The 17,054-nt window shown below is 34.4% G+C and carries 12 protein-coding genes; 10 read left to right on the top strand and 2 right to left on the bottom strand.

The window, feature by feature from the left end:
• The first annotated feature begins 12 nt into the window (after window positions 1-12).
• The 6 genes from BWZ20_RS12905 to BWZ20_RS12880 all read left to right on the top strand — a co-directional run bounded on the left by BWZ20_RS12905 (window position 13) and on the right by BWZ20_RS12880 (window position 10,301).
• Window positions 13-1,821, top strand: a complete 1,809-nt coding sequence (locus BWZ20_RS12905; RefSeq protein WP_076620533.1) for a sensor histidine kinase — start codon at window positions 13-15, stop codon at window positions 1,819-1,821.
• The gene (locus tag BWZ20_RS12900) at window positions 1,818-2,438 is read left to right on the top strand and encodes a response regulator transcription factor (protein ID WP_076620531.1); all 621 of its coding nucleotides are present in this window, start codon (window positions 1,818-1,820) and stop codon (window positions 2,436-2,438) included. The genes BWZ20_RS12905 and BWZ20_RS12900 overlap by 4 nt, the downstream gene beginning before the upstream one ends.
• Before the next feature lie 109 nt (window positions 2,439-2,547).
• The gene (locus BWZ20_RS12895; protein ID WP_076620529.1) at window positions 2,548-5,895 is read left to right on the top strand and encodes a T9SS type A sorting domain-containing protein; all 3,348 of its coding nucleotides are present in this window, start codon (window positions 2,548-2,550) and stop codon (window positions 5,893-5,895) included.
• Between the two features lie 129 nt (window positions 5,896-6,024).
• Window positions 6,025-7,089, top strand: a complete 1,065-nt coding sequence (locus BWZ20_RS12890) for a hypothetical protein (protein WP_076620527.1) — start codon at window positions 6,025-6,027, stop codon at window positions 7,087-7,089.
• A gap of 18 nt (window positions 7,090-7,107) precedes the next feature.
• Complete coding sequence (locus BWZ20_RS12885) at window positions 7,108-9,771, top strand: T9SS type A sorting domain-containing protein (RefSeq protein WP_083677222.1); 2,664 nt, start codon at window positions 7,108-7,110, stop codon at window positions 9,769-9,771.
• Window positions 9,772-9,890: 119 nt separating this feature from the next.
• The gene (locus BWZ20_RS12880; protein ID WP_076620523.1) at window positions 9,891-10,301 is read left to right on the top strand and encodes a response regulator transcription factor; all 411 of its coding nucleotides are present in this window, start codon (window positions 9,891-9,893) and stop codon (window positions 10,299-10,301) included.
• A 119-nt stretch (window positions 10,302-10,420) separates the two neighbouring features.
• On the opposite strand, the gene BWZ20_RS12875 is transcribed toward BWZ20_RS12880, so the two are convergent.
• Window positions 10,421-12,460 (bottom strand): dipeptidyl-peptidase 3 family protein, encoded by a 2,040-nt coding sequence (locus BWZ20_RS12875; RefSeq protein ID WP_076620521.1) that lies wholly within the window; start codon window positions 12,458-12,460, stop codon window positions 10,421-10,423.
• 88 nt (window positions 12,461-12,548) lie between these two features.
• Between BWZ20_RS12875 and BWZ20_RS12870 the strand changes: the two genes are divergently transcribed.
• Both BWZ20_RS12870 and crcB read left to right on the top strand, forming a co-directional pair.
• A complete protein-coding gene (locus BWZ20_RS12870) occupies window positions 12,549-13,562 on the top strand; it encodes an SRPBCC family protein (protein ID WP_076620519.1) in 1,014 nt (337 codons plus the stop codon).
• The gene (gene crcB / locus BWZ20_RS12865) at window positions 13,563-13,928 is read left to right on the top strand and encodes a fluoride efflux transporter CrcB (RefSeq protein WP_076620518.1); all 366 of its coding nucleotides are present in this window, start codon (window positions 13,563-13,565) and stop codon (window positions 13,926-13,928) included.
• Window positions 13,929-14,038: 110 nt separating this feature from the next.
• Here the strand turns inward: crcB and BWZ20_RS12860 are convergent, their stop codons facing one another.
• Window positions 14,039-14,638, bottom strand: coding sequence for a DUF1684 domain-containing protein (locus BWZ20_RS12860; RefSeq protein ID WP_076620517.1), 600 nt, complete (start codon window positions 14,636-14,638; stop codon window positions 14,039-14,041).
• A 234-nt stretch (window positions 14,639-14,872) separates the two neighbouring features.
• On the opposite strand from BWZ20_RS12860, the gene BWZ20_RS12855 reads away from it, so the two are divergent.
• A complete protein-coding gene (locus BWZ20_RS12855) occupies window positions 14,873-16,084 on the top strand; it encodes an MDR family MFS transporter (RefSeq protein ID WP_076620516.1) in 1,212 nt (403 codons plus the stop codon).
• Window positions 16,081-17,052 carry a YpdA family putative bacillithiol disulfide reductase gene (locus BWZ20_RS12850; RefSeq protein WP_076620515.1) on the top strand — a complete coding sequence of 324 codons (972 nt, stop codon included), beginning with the start codon at window positions 16,081-16,083 and terminating at the stop codon, window positions 17,050-17,052. The genes BWZ20_RS12855 and BWZ20_RS12850 overlap by 4 nt, the downstream gene beginning before the upstream one ends.
• The last annotated feature ends 2 nt before the right edge of the window (window positions 17,053-17,054 follow it).

Genomic DNA, 17,054 nt, shown 5'->3' with positions numbered 1-17,054 from the left:
GTAATTTTTCTGATGCTATTACAACAATCACTTTGCCTTTCGCAAAGTGATTCTTCTTATTATTATTTTGATAGGATTACTCCAAAAGAAGTCATTTCTGAAAGAATTAAAAGAGAGCAAAACTCAGTACTCAAAAATTATTTCAGATTAGTTTATCACAGTAAGCTCAGAAATATCGATTCTATAAAATACTATCTCAATGAGCTTGATACCCAAGAAAAACTTCAGACCAATTTATTAGCTAGATTTACTTATTTTAAGGCTTACTATTATCGAATTATTCAAAATGACTCGCTAAGCTTTAAATATCATAACGAAGCACTAAAAAAAGGAAAAAAAACTAAAGATACTCTAACCATTTTAGCAGCGCTATCTGGGCTTGCCCAATCTTATAATTATGATGAAGATATAGCCTACAGAATGGATTATTTAGAACAATTAGATACCGAGGCTAAAAAATTTAAAAGTAATAAATACAAAATCGTCGTTTCGTACTTAAAAGGCAACTATTATATGCTAAGAGATAATGATTTGAAGGCTTTAGCATACTACCAACAGACGTTGAAAAACAATTTTAGCCCAAGAGATAGCACCTTATTTATTAACATCCTCTCAAATATTGGTGTGCTTTATAACGAAGTTTTAAACAACCCAGATTCAGCCTTGTTTTACTACCAAAAAAAGATAGATATTATAGAAAATAACAAGAAATTTCAATATCCAGATAATTATTACTCAACGTATCTTAACCTCGGCTCCGTTTACCATAACAAAAAAAACTTTCAAGCCGCATTGCTCTATCTTCATAAAGCAGACTCCATAAAGTTTAAGGAAAATGTACTAAGTGGCAGAAGTATTTTAAAAGAAAGCTTAGCAGATACTTACTACAAATTAGGTGATTATAAAAACGCCTATCACGCTCAAAAAGAATACTTTAACCTAACAGATAGTATTAACCGAAGAGCGCTTGCCGAGGGTATTGCAAAATATGAAAATCAAGAACTAAAAATAAAAAACCTTGAAAGTGAAGCTAAACGTATTCAAAATCGCAATTTATTATTCGGGTCTTTAGGAGTATTATTGTTTAGCGGTATAACATTTTTACTTGTTCAAAAAAACACCAAACGCAAACAAATACTTGCCGAACAAGCAAAAGAAATAGAATCTCAAAAATTAGCAACTGTTTTAAAAGAGCAAGAATTAACTGCTGTTGATGCCATGATAGAAGGTCAAGAAAAAGAACGACAACGTATTGCTAATGACCTACATGATGATTTAGGAGGTCTTATGGCTACAGTTAAGCTACATTTTAATGCTCTAAAGGATAAAGACTCACCAGAACTTTTTGAAAAAACAAACACGCTCATAGAAGAAGCCTATCAAAAAGTACGTTCTGTTGCTCATGCTAAAAACTCTGGTGTTATTGCTAAGCAAGGTTTACTCAAAGCTGTGGAGAACATGGCTGAGAAAATTTCAGCTTCTAACAAAATACAAATAGACGTTATTGATTACGGTCTAGATAATCGACTAGAAAATAGTTTAGAATTAACCTTATTCAGAATTATACAAGAGCTTATTACCAACGTTATAAAACATGCTGAAGCCTCAGAAGCTACTATTCATTTAACCAATCATGATGATGCCATAAATATCATGGTAGAAGATAACGGTAAAGGGTTTAACCCAAATCAAGTCACTAAAACCAATAAAGGCATGGGCATTAACAGTATAGATAAACGTGTTGAGCACCTTGACGGAAAAATGACCATCGAGTCTGAAAAAGATAAAGGAACCACAATAATTATAGATATACCGTTATGATACGACTAGCCATAGCAGAAGACCACCAATCATTAATTGATGGTATAAAATTACTTTTAGAATACGAGGATGATATAGAAATAGTTGGTACCACCAATGATGGCGAAGACCTACTAAAATTGGTAAAATTAAAACAACCCAATGTTGTTATTACCGATATAAGAATGCCAAAAGTAGACGGGATTTCTGCCACCAAACAAATAAAGGAAGTTTTTCCTCACACCAAAATTTTAGGGTTTACAATGTTTGATCAGCAAGATGCAATCAAACAAATGCTAGATGCTGGTGCTTCAGGATATCTACTTAAAAATTCACCTTTAGAAGAAGTGCTTAGAGCGATCCGTTCAGTATACAACGGCGACACTTACTTTGATGCTAACATTAAAGTAGACGACGTTAACAACACCAACAAAAAAACAAAAGGCAAACTAACCAAACGACAAATCGAAATTTTAGCACTTGTAGGGCAAGGAAAAACCTCTCGAGAAATTGCAGACGAATTATTTATTGGTGTGCATACAGTAGATACACACCGAAAAAATATGATTCGCATATTAGGTCTACACGGCAAAGGTGAACTAATGCGCTATGCGCTAGAAAAGAAATATAAGTTTTAGTCAATCAGTAAAATCTCATTTAATTTCACTAAAATCCCCAATAATGGGGATTTTTTAGTCTTACTATGCTTTGTACGTTTACGACAATGTTATATAAAACTCTCTCATTATGAAGCAAAAAATACTTTTTATTATAGTAGTAATTACGGTGCAACTATCCTTTACACAAGCACCAACAAACGATACTGTTGGTAATGCTACCGAACTGACATCGTTAAACTTTATTGAGTCTAGTATTAGATTAGATCTCGCAGAAGTAAATACCGCCAATCCAAACGGCTGTAATACCAGCGGTTTTAGTGCTGTTTATTATAAATTTACAGCTACAGAAAACACTTTTGTAAATGCGGGTATCACAGTTGGTGCAACTGGTGGTTCTATAATCAATTCATTTGTTATAGCCTACACAGCGTCCGATCTAAATGCTACATCCATGGCAGAATTAACCCATTTGCCAGAATCTGAATGCGTTTTTGGAACACAAACCAGTTTTCAGGTTTTTACAGGACAATCTTATTACATTATGATACACCGAAGTGATGCAAACGCCTTAACCAACTTTTCATTTAGCGAAGTCTCTGATGTACCACAAGTAGAAAGAGATGCGTTAATAGATCTATACACTAGTACCAATGGAGCTAATTGGACCAATAACACCAATTGGAATACTACAAATCCTGTTTCTACATGGCACGGCATTACAACCAATAATATTGGTGGTACAGAACATGTAACCCAAATTAATCTGGGTCAGAATAACCTCACTGGTACCTTACCAACATCAATAGAAGATTTTACGCATCTAAATTCGTTACAATTAAACACCAATAATATTAGTGGTACAATACCTGTTGGCATAGCTAATTTGCAAGAGCTCAATGTTCTATTACTTGCAGTTAATAATTTTTCTGGTGGGATTCCACCTGCTCTCGGAAACCTAAATACACTTACCTATCTACACTTAGGTGATAATCCGCTTGGCGGTTCTATACCTGTAGAAATATTTAACTTAACCAATCTAAATTATCTGGATTTTAGAGCATGTAATCTAACCGGAACAATACCCTCTGAAATTGGTAATTTAACCAACCTAACCCAATTATTTTTATTCTTTAATAACCTTAGCGGATCTATTCCTAGTGAATTCGGAAATCTTATCAATCTCAACAATGTGAGTTTAAATGGAAATAATCTTGAAGGCAGTTTACCTAGTACCATTAGCAATATTAATAATTTACAATTTTTGAATCTTGCAGATAATAGTTTTAGCGGAGAAATTCCTGATATGACTTCATTGCCACTTTCCCTTCTATGGGTACAAAATAATATGTTCACTTTTGAAGATTTTGAAAACCAATTTACATCTTATCAAAATATTAATGATTTTCAATATGCACCGCAAGCCAATGTAACAGAAGACCAAGTAAATTTTATAGAAGTTGGCGACAATCTTGTAATAAATTCTGGACTTACAAGTGCTAATAATCAATACCAATGGTTTTTTAATAATGTCCCAATAGAAGGTGAAACTGCACCATCTATTACCATAAACAATATACAATCAGAGCAGATGGGCACATATTTTTGCAGTATAACTAACAGTATTGTTACTGGCCTAAGCCTTCTAACCGGAGAATTTATCATAGGCCAAGATCCAGTATTAAGTCCCGATTATAATATTTTAATAGACCTTTACGCTGCCACTGATGGAGACAGCTGGACCAATAACACAAACTGGTTAAATCAAAATATTCCGCTATCTAGCTGGTTTGGTATTACAACAAGCAACAACAATGTAACCAATGTAAACTTGGCATATAATAACTTACAAGGAAGCTTACCCAACACATTAACTGAGCTTTCTAGTGCTGTAAGCTTAGTTTTTAACAATAATAATCTTAGTGGTATAATTCCAAACTTTAGCAGTATTGCTACTCTAGAGTTTTTAAGGCTCATTAATAACGATTATAGTTTTTTAGATTTTGAGCCTAACTATTCAAATAATTCAACCATAACCAATTTCCTATATAGCCCACAGTCTCCCATAGACGAAGAAATAGTGTTAGATGCTATAATTGGTGATGATTACACATTCAATATGTCTAGTATAGAGGGGACTAACGTACAGTATCAATGGCATACCCTTAGTACGTTTGACCAAAGTGTTACCGCAGTAACTGACCAAACTACTAGCCAATTAAGTTTAGACAATATTCAAGAAAGCCAATTAGATGCCTACACGTGCATTGCCACTAGTCCGTTAGTTCCTGGTTTAGAAATTAGGCGAAATTTAATTGAGCTTAAAGGCGCTGTAAGTCAAACCGAAAGAAATGCACTAATTGCACTTTACAATGCTACTAATGGCCCAAATTGGACAAACGCAGAAAACTGGAATACCGCAGCGCCTGTTTCTACATGGCAAGGAGTTACCACAACAGGCAATAAAGTAACACGTTTGGCATTACAATCTTTTAACCCAAATGGAAATCTTCCAGAGGATATAGGAAGTCTAACAAACCTAGAAGCATTATACATAGGGCTTGGCGACACTAACCTAACCGGAACCATACCTACAACTATCGGCAACCTTACTAACTTAAAGACATTTTGGATTCAAGGTACTGGTCTAAGCGGTGAAATACCAAATAGTTTCGGAAATCTCGTTAATTTAAGAGAGATACGTTTTTTAGCCAATAATTTTACAGGTCAATTACCTGCTTCACTGTCTAATCTCACAGAATTGGTTGATGTACAAATGACAGGTTTTGAATTTTTTGGTAATGGCAGCAGCTTTTCGGGCCCAATCCCTTTTAATGCACCAAATGCCAATATAAACCTTCAGGACAATAACTTTGATTTTGGAGATTTAGAACCGTTTGTAACCAACGGTAATTACTTAAGTTTTAACTACTCACCACAAAACACCGATGACCAAGAAGAAATGATCACTACTGCAGTTGGATCTAATATTACTATAAGTGTTAACGATAACGATCTTAATAGAAATGGTGAGGCAATGAATAATCAGTACCAATGGTTTAAGGATAATGTGGCTATTACTGGTGCTAATGCTTCTAGCTATACCATTACAAACGCGCAAACATCTGACAATGGAATTTATTATTGTGAGATAACGAATACTGTATTACCAGATTTAACTTTAATAAGAGCAGATATTACTATTACTGTAGACTCTAGCTTAACCATAGACGAGTCAGAGAAGCCAAATCTATCGATTTATCCTAATCCTGTACAAAACTGGTTAAATATTTCTACACATCATCTTCAGGAAGCCCAACTCGAAATTTATGATATACAAGGCAAAAAGGTCGTATCTAAGATTCTAAACGGTGAGAAAAACACGCTGAATGTAGAAACGCTACAACCTGCTATCTATATAATTAAAATTGAAGACGAACAATTAGGAGTTATCACGCAACGTTTTATCAAAAAATAATGGATTAAACTCATAATATTGAAACCATTACATGTACTGAAAATTCAAAAATCCCCATTATTGGGGATTTTTTGATTAGCATATCTCAACTACTTTGCCTCTATGTTATTAACCAATATATACTTAATTATGAAAACAAAAAACACACTTACTCCTTTAATTTTATGTGCATTATTACTTTTTGCTACTAAATTATTTGCACAGACAACGCACATAGTCAATAATAATGCTGGGACAGCAGCAGACTTTACAGGTTTACAAGCTGCTATTGATGCTGCGACAGATGGAGATATTATACATGTACAACAATCTTCAACAAGTTATGGAAATATTACCTTAGATAAAGAATTAACTATCATTGGCCGCTCACATAGTGATGCCTCTTACGTTTCTGAGATTGGCACGCTAGACTTAGTTGAAGGCTGTTCTAATAGCACAATAAAAGGTTTAAAAATTCAGACTGTTACAGATCCTTTTGATAATTCGGGAACATTTCCATTAATTGAAAATATTGTCTTACAAGACAACCGCATAACTAGTTTTCTAGGTCTTGGGCAATACAGAACATTAAATAATTTTTTAATACAAGGTAATATTATTGAAGGCTCAATTAGTATCACAAGTACTACATCAAATATTCTACTCACAAACAATGTCATTAATAGTTCTTCATTATCTTTTAGTATGGTGGATACCTTATTGATAAGCAATAATATTTTTAGTTATTTTTTTGGTGTTTCTATTAGTAATAATACACCAGATTTAATGAATATTAGCAATTGTATCTTTGTATCAGACTATTTTCAAAGCGGTACAGTATCCCTGAGCAGTTCTAGTGGAACTTTCCAAATTACAAATTGTCTTACATATAATTACGATGCAACAGCAAACTACAACTTTGCAACAGGTTCTAACATTACGGTAAGTAACAGTCAAGAAAACATAGACCCACTATTTACCAATCGAGATGGTGCTTCAGGAAGTATCGGTACCTCTGGTACCTTTAACTCATCTTTAGACGACCTTACACTACAAGCTGGCTCTCCTTTTGGTGATGACGGTCTTTACGAAGGTTACAACTTTAAACCTTTGGGTACACCTACTGGTCTACCGAGCCTTAAAATAGATAGTTACGACCCAACCGTTCCTAAAAACTCAGACCTTACTGTGACCATTACTGCAAAAACCAATTAATAACTAACACATTTTATTATGAAAACGCATATCACATTATTGTGCTGTCTGTGTTGTTGGTTGGGTATTGGGCAATCTATAAGCGAAGTAGAGTATTTCTTTAATACCGATCCAGGTCTTGGTAATGCCACAACGCTAAGTGTTAACGGTAATTCTGGAGAGCTTACGCAAACATTTACTATTGCTGTCCCAACTGATGCTGTTGGTTTTAATACGCTTTATGTAAGAGCTAAGGATAACACCAATATTTGGAGTCTTTACGACAATAGGTTGTTTTATATCACTGACACTTCCATGGGACAGAACGCTACAGAAATTACAGCAGCAGAATATTTTATTAACTCAGACCCAGGTTTTGGTAATGCTACAGCCTTAACCGTCAATCCTAATACAGGCAACATCACAGAAAATTACGCTATACCTATTGGCACAGATCTAAATGGTTTTAACACCCTATATATTAGAGCTCAAGACAATTTAGGTACTTGGTGCCTGTACGATGCTGTAAAATTTTATGTTACCGAAGAGCTAGGAGGTGGTGCAGCATCAATTACCGAAATTGAATATTTCATTGATACAGATCCTGGTTTTGGCAATGCGACCTCAATTAATGTTGAGTCAAACTCTGGAAGTACAACACAGAATATTGTCATTCCCATAGGGACTCTAAACGAAGGATTTCATAATCTCTATCTAAGAACGCAAGATGATCTTGGTGAATGGAGTTTGTATGATAAGCGCTTGTTCTTTGTTACGCCACAACAAGAGGTGTCACCTATTATTGCTGCAGAATATTTCTATGATACAGATCCTGGTTTTGGCAATGGAACATCTGTACCCTTAAATCCTACTGGTAACATGGATGAATTTACTGTAGATCTAAGCACTGTAGATTTAACTTGTGATTTACATGATTTCTACATTAGACTTATCAACGAAGACGGCAGCTGGTCGCTATATGATTACGGACTACAAATCGATGTGTTTGATAATGCAAACCCAACAATTGTTGTTTTTGATAACATTACTGTTGAGCTCGATGCAAACGGTGAAGGCAATCTTACTGTTGCCAATGTTAATAACGGTACGTTTGATGATTGCGAACTAGTTTCTGTTGAGCTAAACCAAACACAATTTAATTATACCTGCGATGATCTTGGTGAAAATACTGTAACAATTACAGCCACTGATGCAGAGGGTAAAGTAAGTACAGAAGATGTAATCATTACGGTTGTAGATAATATATACCCTGTTGCTATTGCTCAAAACATAACAGTACAACTCGATGCTAGTGGAAATGCTTTAGTAGAAGCAAATGATCTCGAAAACGGATCTACAGATAACTGCGGCATTGCTAGCATAGATATAGACACAAATAGTTTTGATTGCTCAAATTTAGGGACAAACACTGTAAACTTTACAGTTACGGATTTAGACGGTAACACAAATAGTACAACTGCAACCATTACAGTAGAAGACAATATAGATCCAATTGCCTTAGCACAAAACATAACACTTGCACTTGACACTGACGGCACTGCTTCATTAACACCAGACGACATCGACTTATCCACCGATAATTGTAGCATAGTGTCAAGAACACTGAGCATAACTAATTTTGATTGTACAAATTTGGGAGAAAATACAATTACGCTCACTGTTGCAGATGAAAGTGGTAACTCTGCAATGACAACAGCTATTGTAACCATCACAGATACAACCAATCCAATTGCAGTAGCTCAGGATGTAACAGTACAGCTCAATTCTATTGGTGAGGCCTCTATAACTGCTGAAGATATAGAAAATGGATCATCAGATAACTGCTCAATTGTTAATAGAACCATAGATTTGAATGCCTTTACCTGTGATGATATAGGCGATAATGATGTCTTTTTTACAGTAACAGATCAAAACGGAAATAGTGACTCAGTTACCGTTACCGTAACAGTTATAGATACAGAAACTCCAACAGTAATAGCTCAAAATATTTCCGCACCATTAGATAGCAACGGTTTAGTTACTATTGATGCTTTAGATATTGATAATGGATCATCGGACAACTGTTTGTTAGATATTTCAATAGATAACACTACATTTAGTTGCGAAGACCTTGGTGACAACACGGTAATTCTTACTGCAATTGATGATAGCGGAAATTCTAATAGTACACCTGCAATAGTTACTGTAATTGATAACTTAAGCCCAATAGCTTTGGGACAGGACATAACCGTTGATCTAGCAGGCCAACCCTCTGTTATGATTACTGCTGCAGATTTAGACAATGGGTCTAATGATAATTGTACATTTTCGTTGAGCCTTAACCAAGACACGTTTACGCTACCGGGAGATTATGCGGTAGATCTAACCATTGAAGACAGTTCTGGTAATACAGATATAATCACTTTAATAGTTACCGTCATTGATACAACGCTTAGCTCTAATGATTTTGAAACCGATGAAAATGTTATCAGGCTCTATCCCAATCCCGTTCAATCCTTATTATTTATTGAATCAGAACACGAAATATCAGAGCTACACATTTTCGATATAACAGGAAAGACAGTTACTAAAAAAGTAAAACCAAGCACTCATGTAGATGTTAGCAGTATATCTGAAGGAGTTTATTTTATTACGCTTTATGTCAATAATACCCAAGTTACAAAACGATTTATAAAACAATAATGAGTCGTTAACACGATAGTTAGGTGTTATTACTCTTAAGGTGAAAATAAATCAACTATCGATAAAAATCCCCATTAAAGGGGATTTTTTTATATACAAAAGATATCTACTTTTAAGTTATGTATTACCCGTCAAAAACAGCAAAAAACCAACTAGTAAAGCTCATTTCAACTTTAGAAAATGAAGGCAAACTATTAACTATAAATGAGTTCATTGAAGTTCTGGAGAATATTAAACAAATTTGCAAAAATCCAGAATTTGTAAACGCAATAACAAATTCTTTAAAACTGCAATCAAAAAATAGCTTGCATGTTACAAGCCCAATAACTGAGCGTGAAAAACAAGTTGTGTTGCTGATCGGTCAAGGCTTGTCTAATAAAGAAATTGCTCAGGAATTTAACTTGAGTAAATCTACAGTAGAAACACACCGCAAAAACATAAGAAAAAAACTAAAAATAAAAGGAAAAGACGGACTCATTGTTTTTGGATTAATCTACAGATTACAATACTTGCATAATTTTGACTCTTAAACCACACACCATGATTATTCTTTTTATTCTTCTTTGTATTAATACAATTCTTTTAAAATTTAGAGCAAACAAAAAGCAGCCAAAATAGGCTGCCTTTTATTACTAATATTACATAGAAGTTAATTCACTTCTGGCAAAAAACTATACGTTTTACTATACTCTAACATTTGCTCAGGGAAACCAGCTGGCTGTGTTACTTTGATTGCTGTAATTTCACCATTTTCATCCATTTCTGGTACTAAAACAGGATTTACAAATCCACTATAAGGTGCAGATGTAAATTGCTTGTTACGCTCTAAAACCTCAGCGTGGATGTCTTGGTCTACTTTAACACCATAACCTTCTACTAAAGCTTCAACGGCGGCATAATCACCTTCAGATTTAATACGCTGCGTTTCTTTTAATAATTGACCAAATAATTCGTGTAGCTTATCGTAATCATTAATATTGAAATACGTTTTTCCATCTCTGGTAACCTTCTCAATCACATTGTCCGCTTTTCCTTTTTCAAAAACCCAAGCAGAAACCCACTGACGGTTTCTCATATGCGCTTCTTCTACATCATCACCTAAATTCAAACGAATTAACTGTGTCATTAATCCATTTCTTATGTAACCATCGTACGCTGCTTTTCCTACAGATTTCCAATCGTCCACTAATCCTAATTCTTGTAATTTAGAATCATATAAATAGTATAGACCAACTAAATCTGCACGACCTTCTTCTAAGGTAGAAGCATAATTTTTCAAGGTCTCCTTGGTCTCTCCTACTCCTGGATTTAATTGTCCTGACGCGTGCCCAATAACTTCGTGCAATGCAGTATGTAGTTTATCAGCTAACTGACCATACTTTTCCTCAAGTTGTAACTCTTCTTCATCGTGTACAAACTCTTTTAAACGACCTGTACTACCAGCATTATTGTAAGCATTAATAATGTTTCCTAGCGAAACTGACTTACTTCCTACTTCCTTTCTAATCCAGTTGGCATTCGGTAAATTAACACCAATTGGTGTGCTTGGAGATGCATCACCAGCTTCACCTGCGACAGTTACCACTTTGTATGTTACACCAACTACATTTTTCTTTTTGTGCTCGTCCATTAATGGCGAATTATCCTCAAACCATTGAGCGTTATCAGATAAAACTTTCATCTTTTTAGACATATCAAAATCATTGATTTGTACAATTGTCTCGTAAGAACCTCTGTAACCTAATGGATCGTTGTACACTTCAATAAAACTGTTGATGTAATCTACGTTTCCTTCTGTAGCTGCTGTCCAAGCCACATTGTAATCATCCCAGGTTTGTAAATCACCTGTTTTGTAATACTGAATCAATAAACCGATAGCATCTCCTTGTGCTTTGTTTTCTGCAACACCTTGTGCCTTTTCTAGCCACTTGATGATTTCATCGATTGCAGAACCGTAAAGTCCTCCAGATTTATAAACACGCTCCTTTAAAACTCCATTTTCTTTTACTAATTGCGAATTAAGCCCAAAAGATAGTGGTCTGTTTGGGTCTGGAGATTCTTTAGCTGCATAGAACTTTTCTACATCGGCATTAGTAACATTTGGTCCGTAGAAATTTACAGCAGATAATGCTACGTTATCTACACCTTTGGCCTGATTTACTTTTTTAGTATCCTTATCATTAAAAATAACATCAAAAGCTTCACCGTCTAACTTTGTATTGGTTGCTAAGAATAATTCGTTTAAGTAATCCCTAGAAAATTCAGGCTTCAATTTGTCATTAGAATAGTGATGATGAATACCATTACTAAACCATACACGCTTTAAATAGGTTTCAAAAGCATTCCAGTCTTCAGAATTTTTATCCCCAGAATAAGTCGTGTAAACATTTTCTAAAGCTTTACGGATTTTAAGGTTGTGCCTGTAGTTTTGATCCCACATAATATCACGACCAGCCAAGCCAGCTTGCGTTAAATAGTACACTAATTTTTGTTCTTTTAAGCTCAAATTTTCCCATCCAGGAATTTGATAACGTAAGATTTTTATGTCGGCAAATTGCTCTACATTAAAATCAAACTTATCTTCTACTTTTTCTGTAGTATCGTCCTTTACAGGTTCTTTACTGTCATTTTTACAAGACCAGGCAAAAACCACCATCAGGCAGATTACAACTATTGATTTAAGTTTCATATTGAAGTTAGTTTTTTGTGAATTCTCACAAATGTAACACTTATAAGACAAATTACTATCTTTGGGTAACTACTAAATCATACTAAAAATGAAGGCACTTAAGTATATTCTTCTGCTACTGCTTGTTCTAATTATAGGATTTTCAATTTACATTGCAGTACAACCAAACTCTTTTGAAGTTACCAGAACTCGAAACATAAAAGCACCACAAGCTGTACTTTACAATAAAATCATTGATTTTGAAACTTGGGAAGATTGGTCGTCTTGGGTTGAATCTGATCCTGAAATGACCCTTACTATCCCTGATAATCATGTTGGTGTTGGTGGTTCATACTCTTGGGAAGATAAAGATGGTGTTGGCACCATGACAACCGTAGCTGCCAATCCACACAATTCTATAACTCAAGAAATGCAATTTGCTGAATTCCCTAAATCTGATGTGTCTTGGAAGTTAGATGCCAAAGAGGACGGTTCAACAGATGTTACCTGGAATATCTCTGGAAAGGACCTACCATTTGTGTTTAAATTATTTTCGACCTTAATGGGTGGTATGGAAAAGCAGATTGGACCTCATTACGAAAGAAGTTTAGAAAAACTAGATAGCATTGTACAAGATGATATGAAACAATTTGAAATAACCATAGATGGTGTTACTGAATATGGTGGTGGGTATTATTTATACAAAACCACTAACGCCAATTCACAAAATATTAGCGCCAAAATGGGTGAAAATTTTGGTGCCGTAATGCTGTTTATGGGCAAAAACAACATCAAACAATCTGGTATGCCATTAACGGTTTATAATGATATGAGTAGCGCAAATGTAATTATGAGTAACGGAATACCAGTGAAAGAAAAGATTACACTTCCTGAAGGTTCTGACGTTTCTCTCAACTACATTCCAAATATCAAAGTTTTAAAAACCACTTTAAAAGGTAATTATACTAACCTAACAAAAGCCTGGGAAGAAACAATGGCTTACTTAGCTAAGAACAACTTGGAACAAACAGAGCAAGAACCTTTTGAAATTTACACTACTGACCCAGGAAATTACCCAAATCCTGCAGATTGGGTTACTGAAATCTATGTACCTATAAAATAGATGAAACAATTAATTATTGTCTTTATTGGTGGCGGATTTGGAAGTACACTTCGTTATCTCATTGGAAAATGGCTGAACAGCAGTGAAACTGGTATTCCTTACGGTACATTCGCAGCTAATATATTGGGTAGTTTGCTAATTGGGATTATACTTGGACTTGCTGCTAAAAACGACAGCCTAACACAAAACCAAACCTTGTTGCTTGCAACAGGTTTTTGTGGTGGTTTTACCACGTTTTCAACCTTTGCTTATGAAAATCACGTGTTTTTAAAATCAGGCGATTTTATGAATTTTGCCATTTATACCATTGCTAGTTTTATTGTAGGATTTTTAGCTGTGTTCTTGGGAATATATTTGGTTAAGTAGCATATAGTAATTAGTAGATAGCATCTAATATAGCGTTTAAAGCGTGATTACTCTTTTCTCACAGACGATTTAAACAGTTAAACAATTCAACGGATAAACATCTAATAAAACTACTTTTTAAAAGCTCTTAATCCTGCTTCTACTTTTACAGGCACATAATTCTCTCTCGGGACGATTGGGCAAGAATACTTCTCATTATAAGCACAATACGGATTATAAGCTTCATTAAAATCTATTATAATACTATCACCTTCAGGAATTTGCAAATCAATATAACGCCCTCCACCATAAGTTGTATCTCCATTAGTATCATCTAAAAATGGTAAGAACAAATAATCTTCAAACCCTTCTGTTGTCATTAAATCCTTACCTTGATACACATTGAGTTGATGCGTTTTGCCTTTTAGTTTAAACGTTAAAACACCAAAAATGCGTTCTTCAGATTCTTCATCAGTTGTAGTTTTCATTTTAAACCATTTAGAATTTGGTGTACGCTTCAATTTGGCTTCTACATAATAAATAGAATCATATTTGAAAAAATCGAGGGATTTAAAAGTCTTTAAATCTTTTTTCTTTAAGGGCGATTTACTTGCATCTTTAAACGTAGCGTTTGTTTTTCGTTGCCATTCCGTCTCGCCCAATAATTCTTCCTTACCTGGTCCACAACTCAATGTAATTAGCGCTAAACATAATAAAAGAAGATGTCTCATTTAACCGTAGTTTAAAATTCAAAAATACAACTTATCAAATTTTATTGTAGCTTTGGTCACAGTTATTAAAAATAAAATGAAACAAGTCAATAGATATACAAAGCAAACCTGTGCGATTTCTTCGGAAATCATTCGGATGCATTATCTATTGTAGCTATAATTATATACTATTAAACAATATTTAAAAGTCCGACGATACCGTCGGACTTTTTATTTTTATAACAATCAATCAAAATGAAAAAACTTTACACTAACTATATAGAATCCTTTACTGGATTATCTAAAGAGATTTGGTATATATCTTTGATTTCGCTTATTAATAGAGCCGGGACAATGATTATTCCTTTTCTATCACTTTACCTTACCGATAACTTAGACTTTAGTAAAGATGATGCTGGCTGGATTTTGGCCTTTTTCGGAATTGGGTCTGCTATTGGAGGATGGCTTGGTGGTAAACTTACAGACCTCTTTGGGTTTTACAAAGTAATGGTCTTTAGCCTATTAATAACTGGTTTTAGCTTTATTGGACTTCAGTTTATTTCATCATTTTGGGGCTTATGCTTTGCAATACTTTTTATAATGTCTGTAGCAGATAGCTTTAGACCTGCTATTTATGTATCAATAAAAGCTTATAGCACACCCGAAAACCAAACCAGAGCAATTGGTCTTATCCGTTTGGCAATTAATGCTGGTATGGCTGTTGGCCCTACAGCTGCAGGTTTAATCATTGTAAGCCAAGGGTATAATTTATTGTTTTGGATAGATGGTGTTACTTGTATTTCTGCCATTATTCTGTTTAAATATTTAGTGAAAGAACCTGAGAAAAAGATTGCTAAGATTACAGAAGATGTTGTCACTAAAGCTAAAAACATAGTTTATAGTGATACAACGTATTGGATTTTTATTGTCATTTGTTTCTTTATGGGAATGACATTTTTTCAACTCGTAGTTACGATGCCTTTGTATTACAAAGAAGTTTTTAGTTTAAATGAATTTCAAATCAGTCTGTTTTGGATTATTAATGTTGGACTTATTATTTTACTTGAGATGCCTTTTTTAAATTTTCTCGAAAAACAGCTAATACCTGTAACCAAGCATATTTTAACAGCATCACTTTTAATGAGTTTAGGATTTTATTTACTATTCCAAAACTTTTGGTTTGGTATTTTAATAATTAATATGATTTTGTTAACCGTAGGCGAAATGTTAGGTTTCCCTTACACCAATAGATTTGCGTTAAGCAGAGCAAAGGAAGGGTTTGAAGGCAGTTATATGGCATTGTACGCTATTGCCTTTTCTGTATCTCATATTTTTAGTTCAAAAATTGGCTTAACCATTGTTGAAAATTATGGTTACCAAATCAATTGGCTAGTTACTGGAACATATGGACTCATAGCTGTAATTTTGTCGTACTGGTTAAGTAATAGAGTTAAATTTAAATTATGACCAAAGATTTAGACATCATAATCATTGGCGCAGGACCTATCGGAATTGCCTGCGCCTTAGAATGTAAAAAACATAACTGGAATTACGTTGTCATTGAAAAAGGTGCCTTAACCAATTCGCTTTTTAATTATCCTTTGAATATGACCTTTTTTTCAACTTCTGAAAAACTGGAAATTAACGAAATTCCTTTTATTAGCAACAATCCTAAACCAACCAGAAACGAAGCTTTAGAGTACTATCGAAGAGTGGCAACTTCGAATCAATTAAACATTAAATTGTATGAAGAAGTTGCAACTATAAATAAGGTTGAACATCATTTTGAAGTCGCTACCAGCAAAAATCATTACAACGCAAAAAAAATCATTATAGCGACTGGGTTTTATGATATACCAAACTTGCTAAATGTACCTGGCGAAGATTTACCAAAAGTGTTTCATTATTACAAGGAGGCACATCCTTTTACTTTGCAAAATATTGCTGTTGTCGGTGCCAGTAACTCGTCTGTAGATGCTGCTTTAGAAATATACCGCAAAGGTGGAAATGTTACAATGATTGTGCGTGGCAAGAGTATAGGAGAGCGTGTAAAATATTGGGTAAGACCAGATATTCTTAACCGAATTGAAGAGGGCAGCATTAAAGCCTATTTTAATTCTGAAGTTACAAAAATTGAAGCAAACCAAATTACTGTTGAAACACCTGATGGCGAAATCACTTTACCAAACGATTATGTCTTGGCTTTAACGGGTTATCAACCCAACTTTGAATTTTTGGCAAAAGCTGGTGTAGCGTTTTCAAAGGATGAACGGCACATCCCAACTTATAATGATAAGACTATGGAATCTAATGTTAAGGGTTTGTATCTAGCAGGTGTGATTTGTGGTGGAATGGAAACGCACAAATGGTTTATTGAAAACTCTCGTATTCACGCTAAAATGATTGCAGAACATATTGCAAATACAATTGAATAATT

Origin of the sequence: Winogradskyella sp. J14-2, assembly GCF_001971725.1 — a bacterium.
Lineage (GTDB): Bacteria > Bacteroidota > Bacteroidia > Flavobacteriales > Flavobacteriaceae > Winogradskyella.
This window is presented reverse-complemented; position numbering and strand designations above follow the sequence as displayed.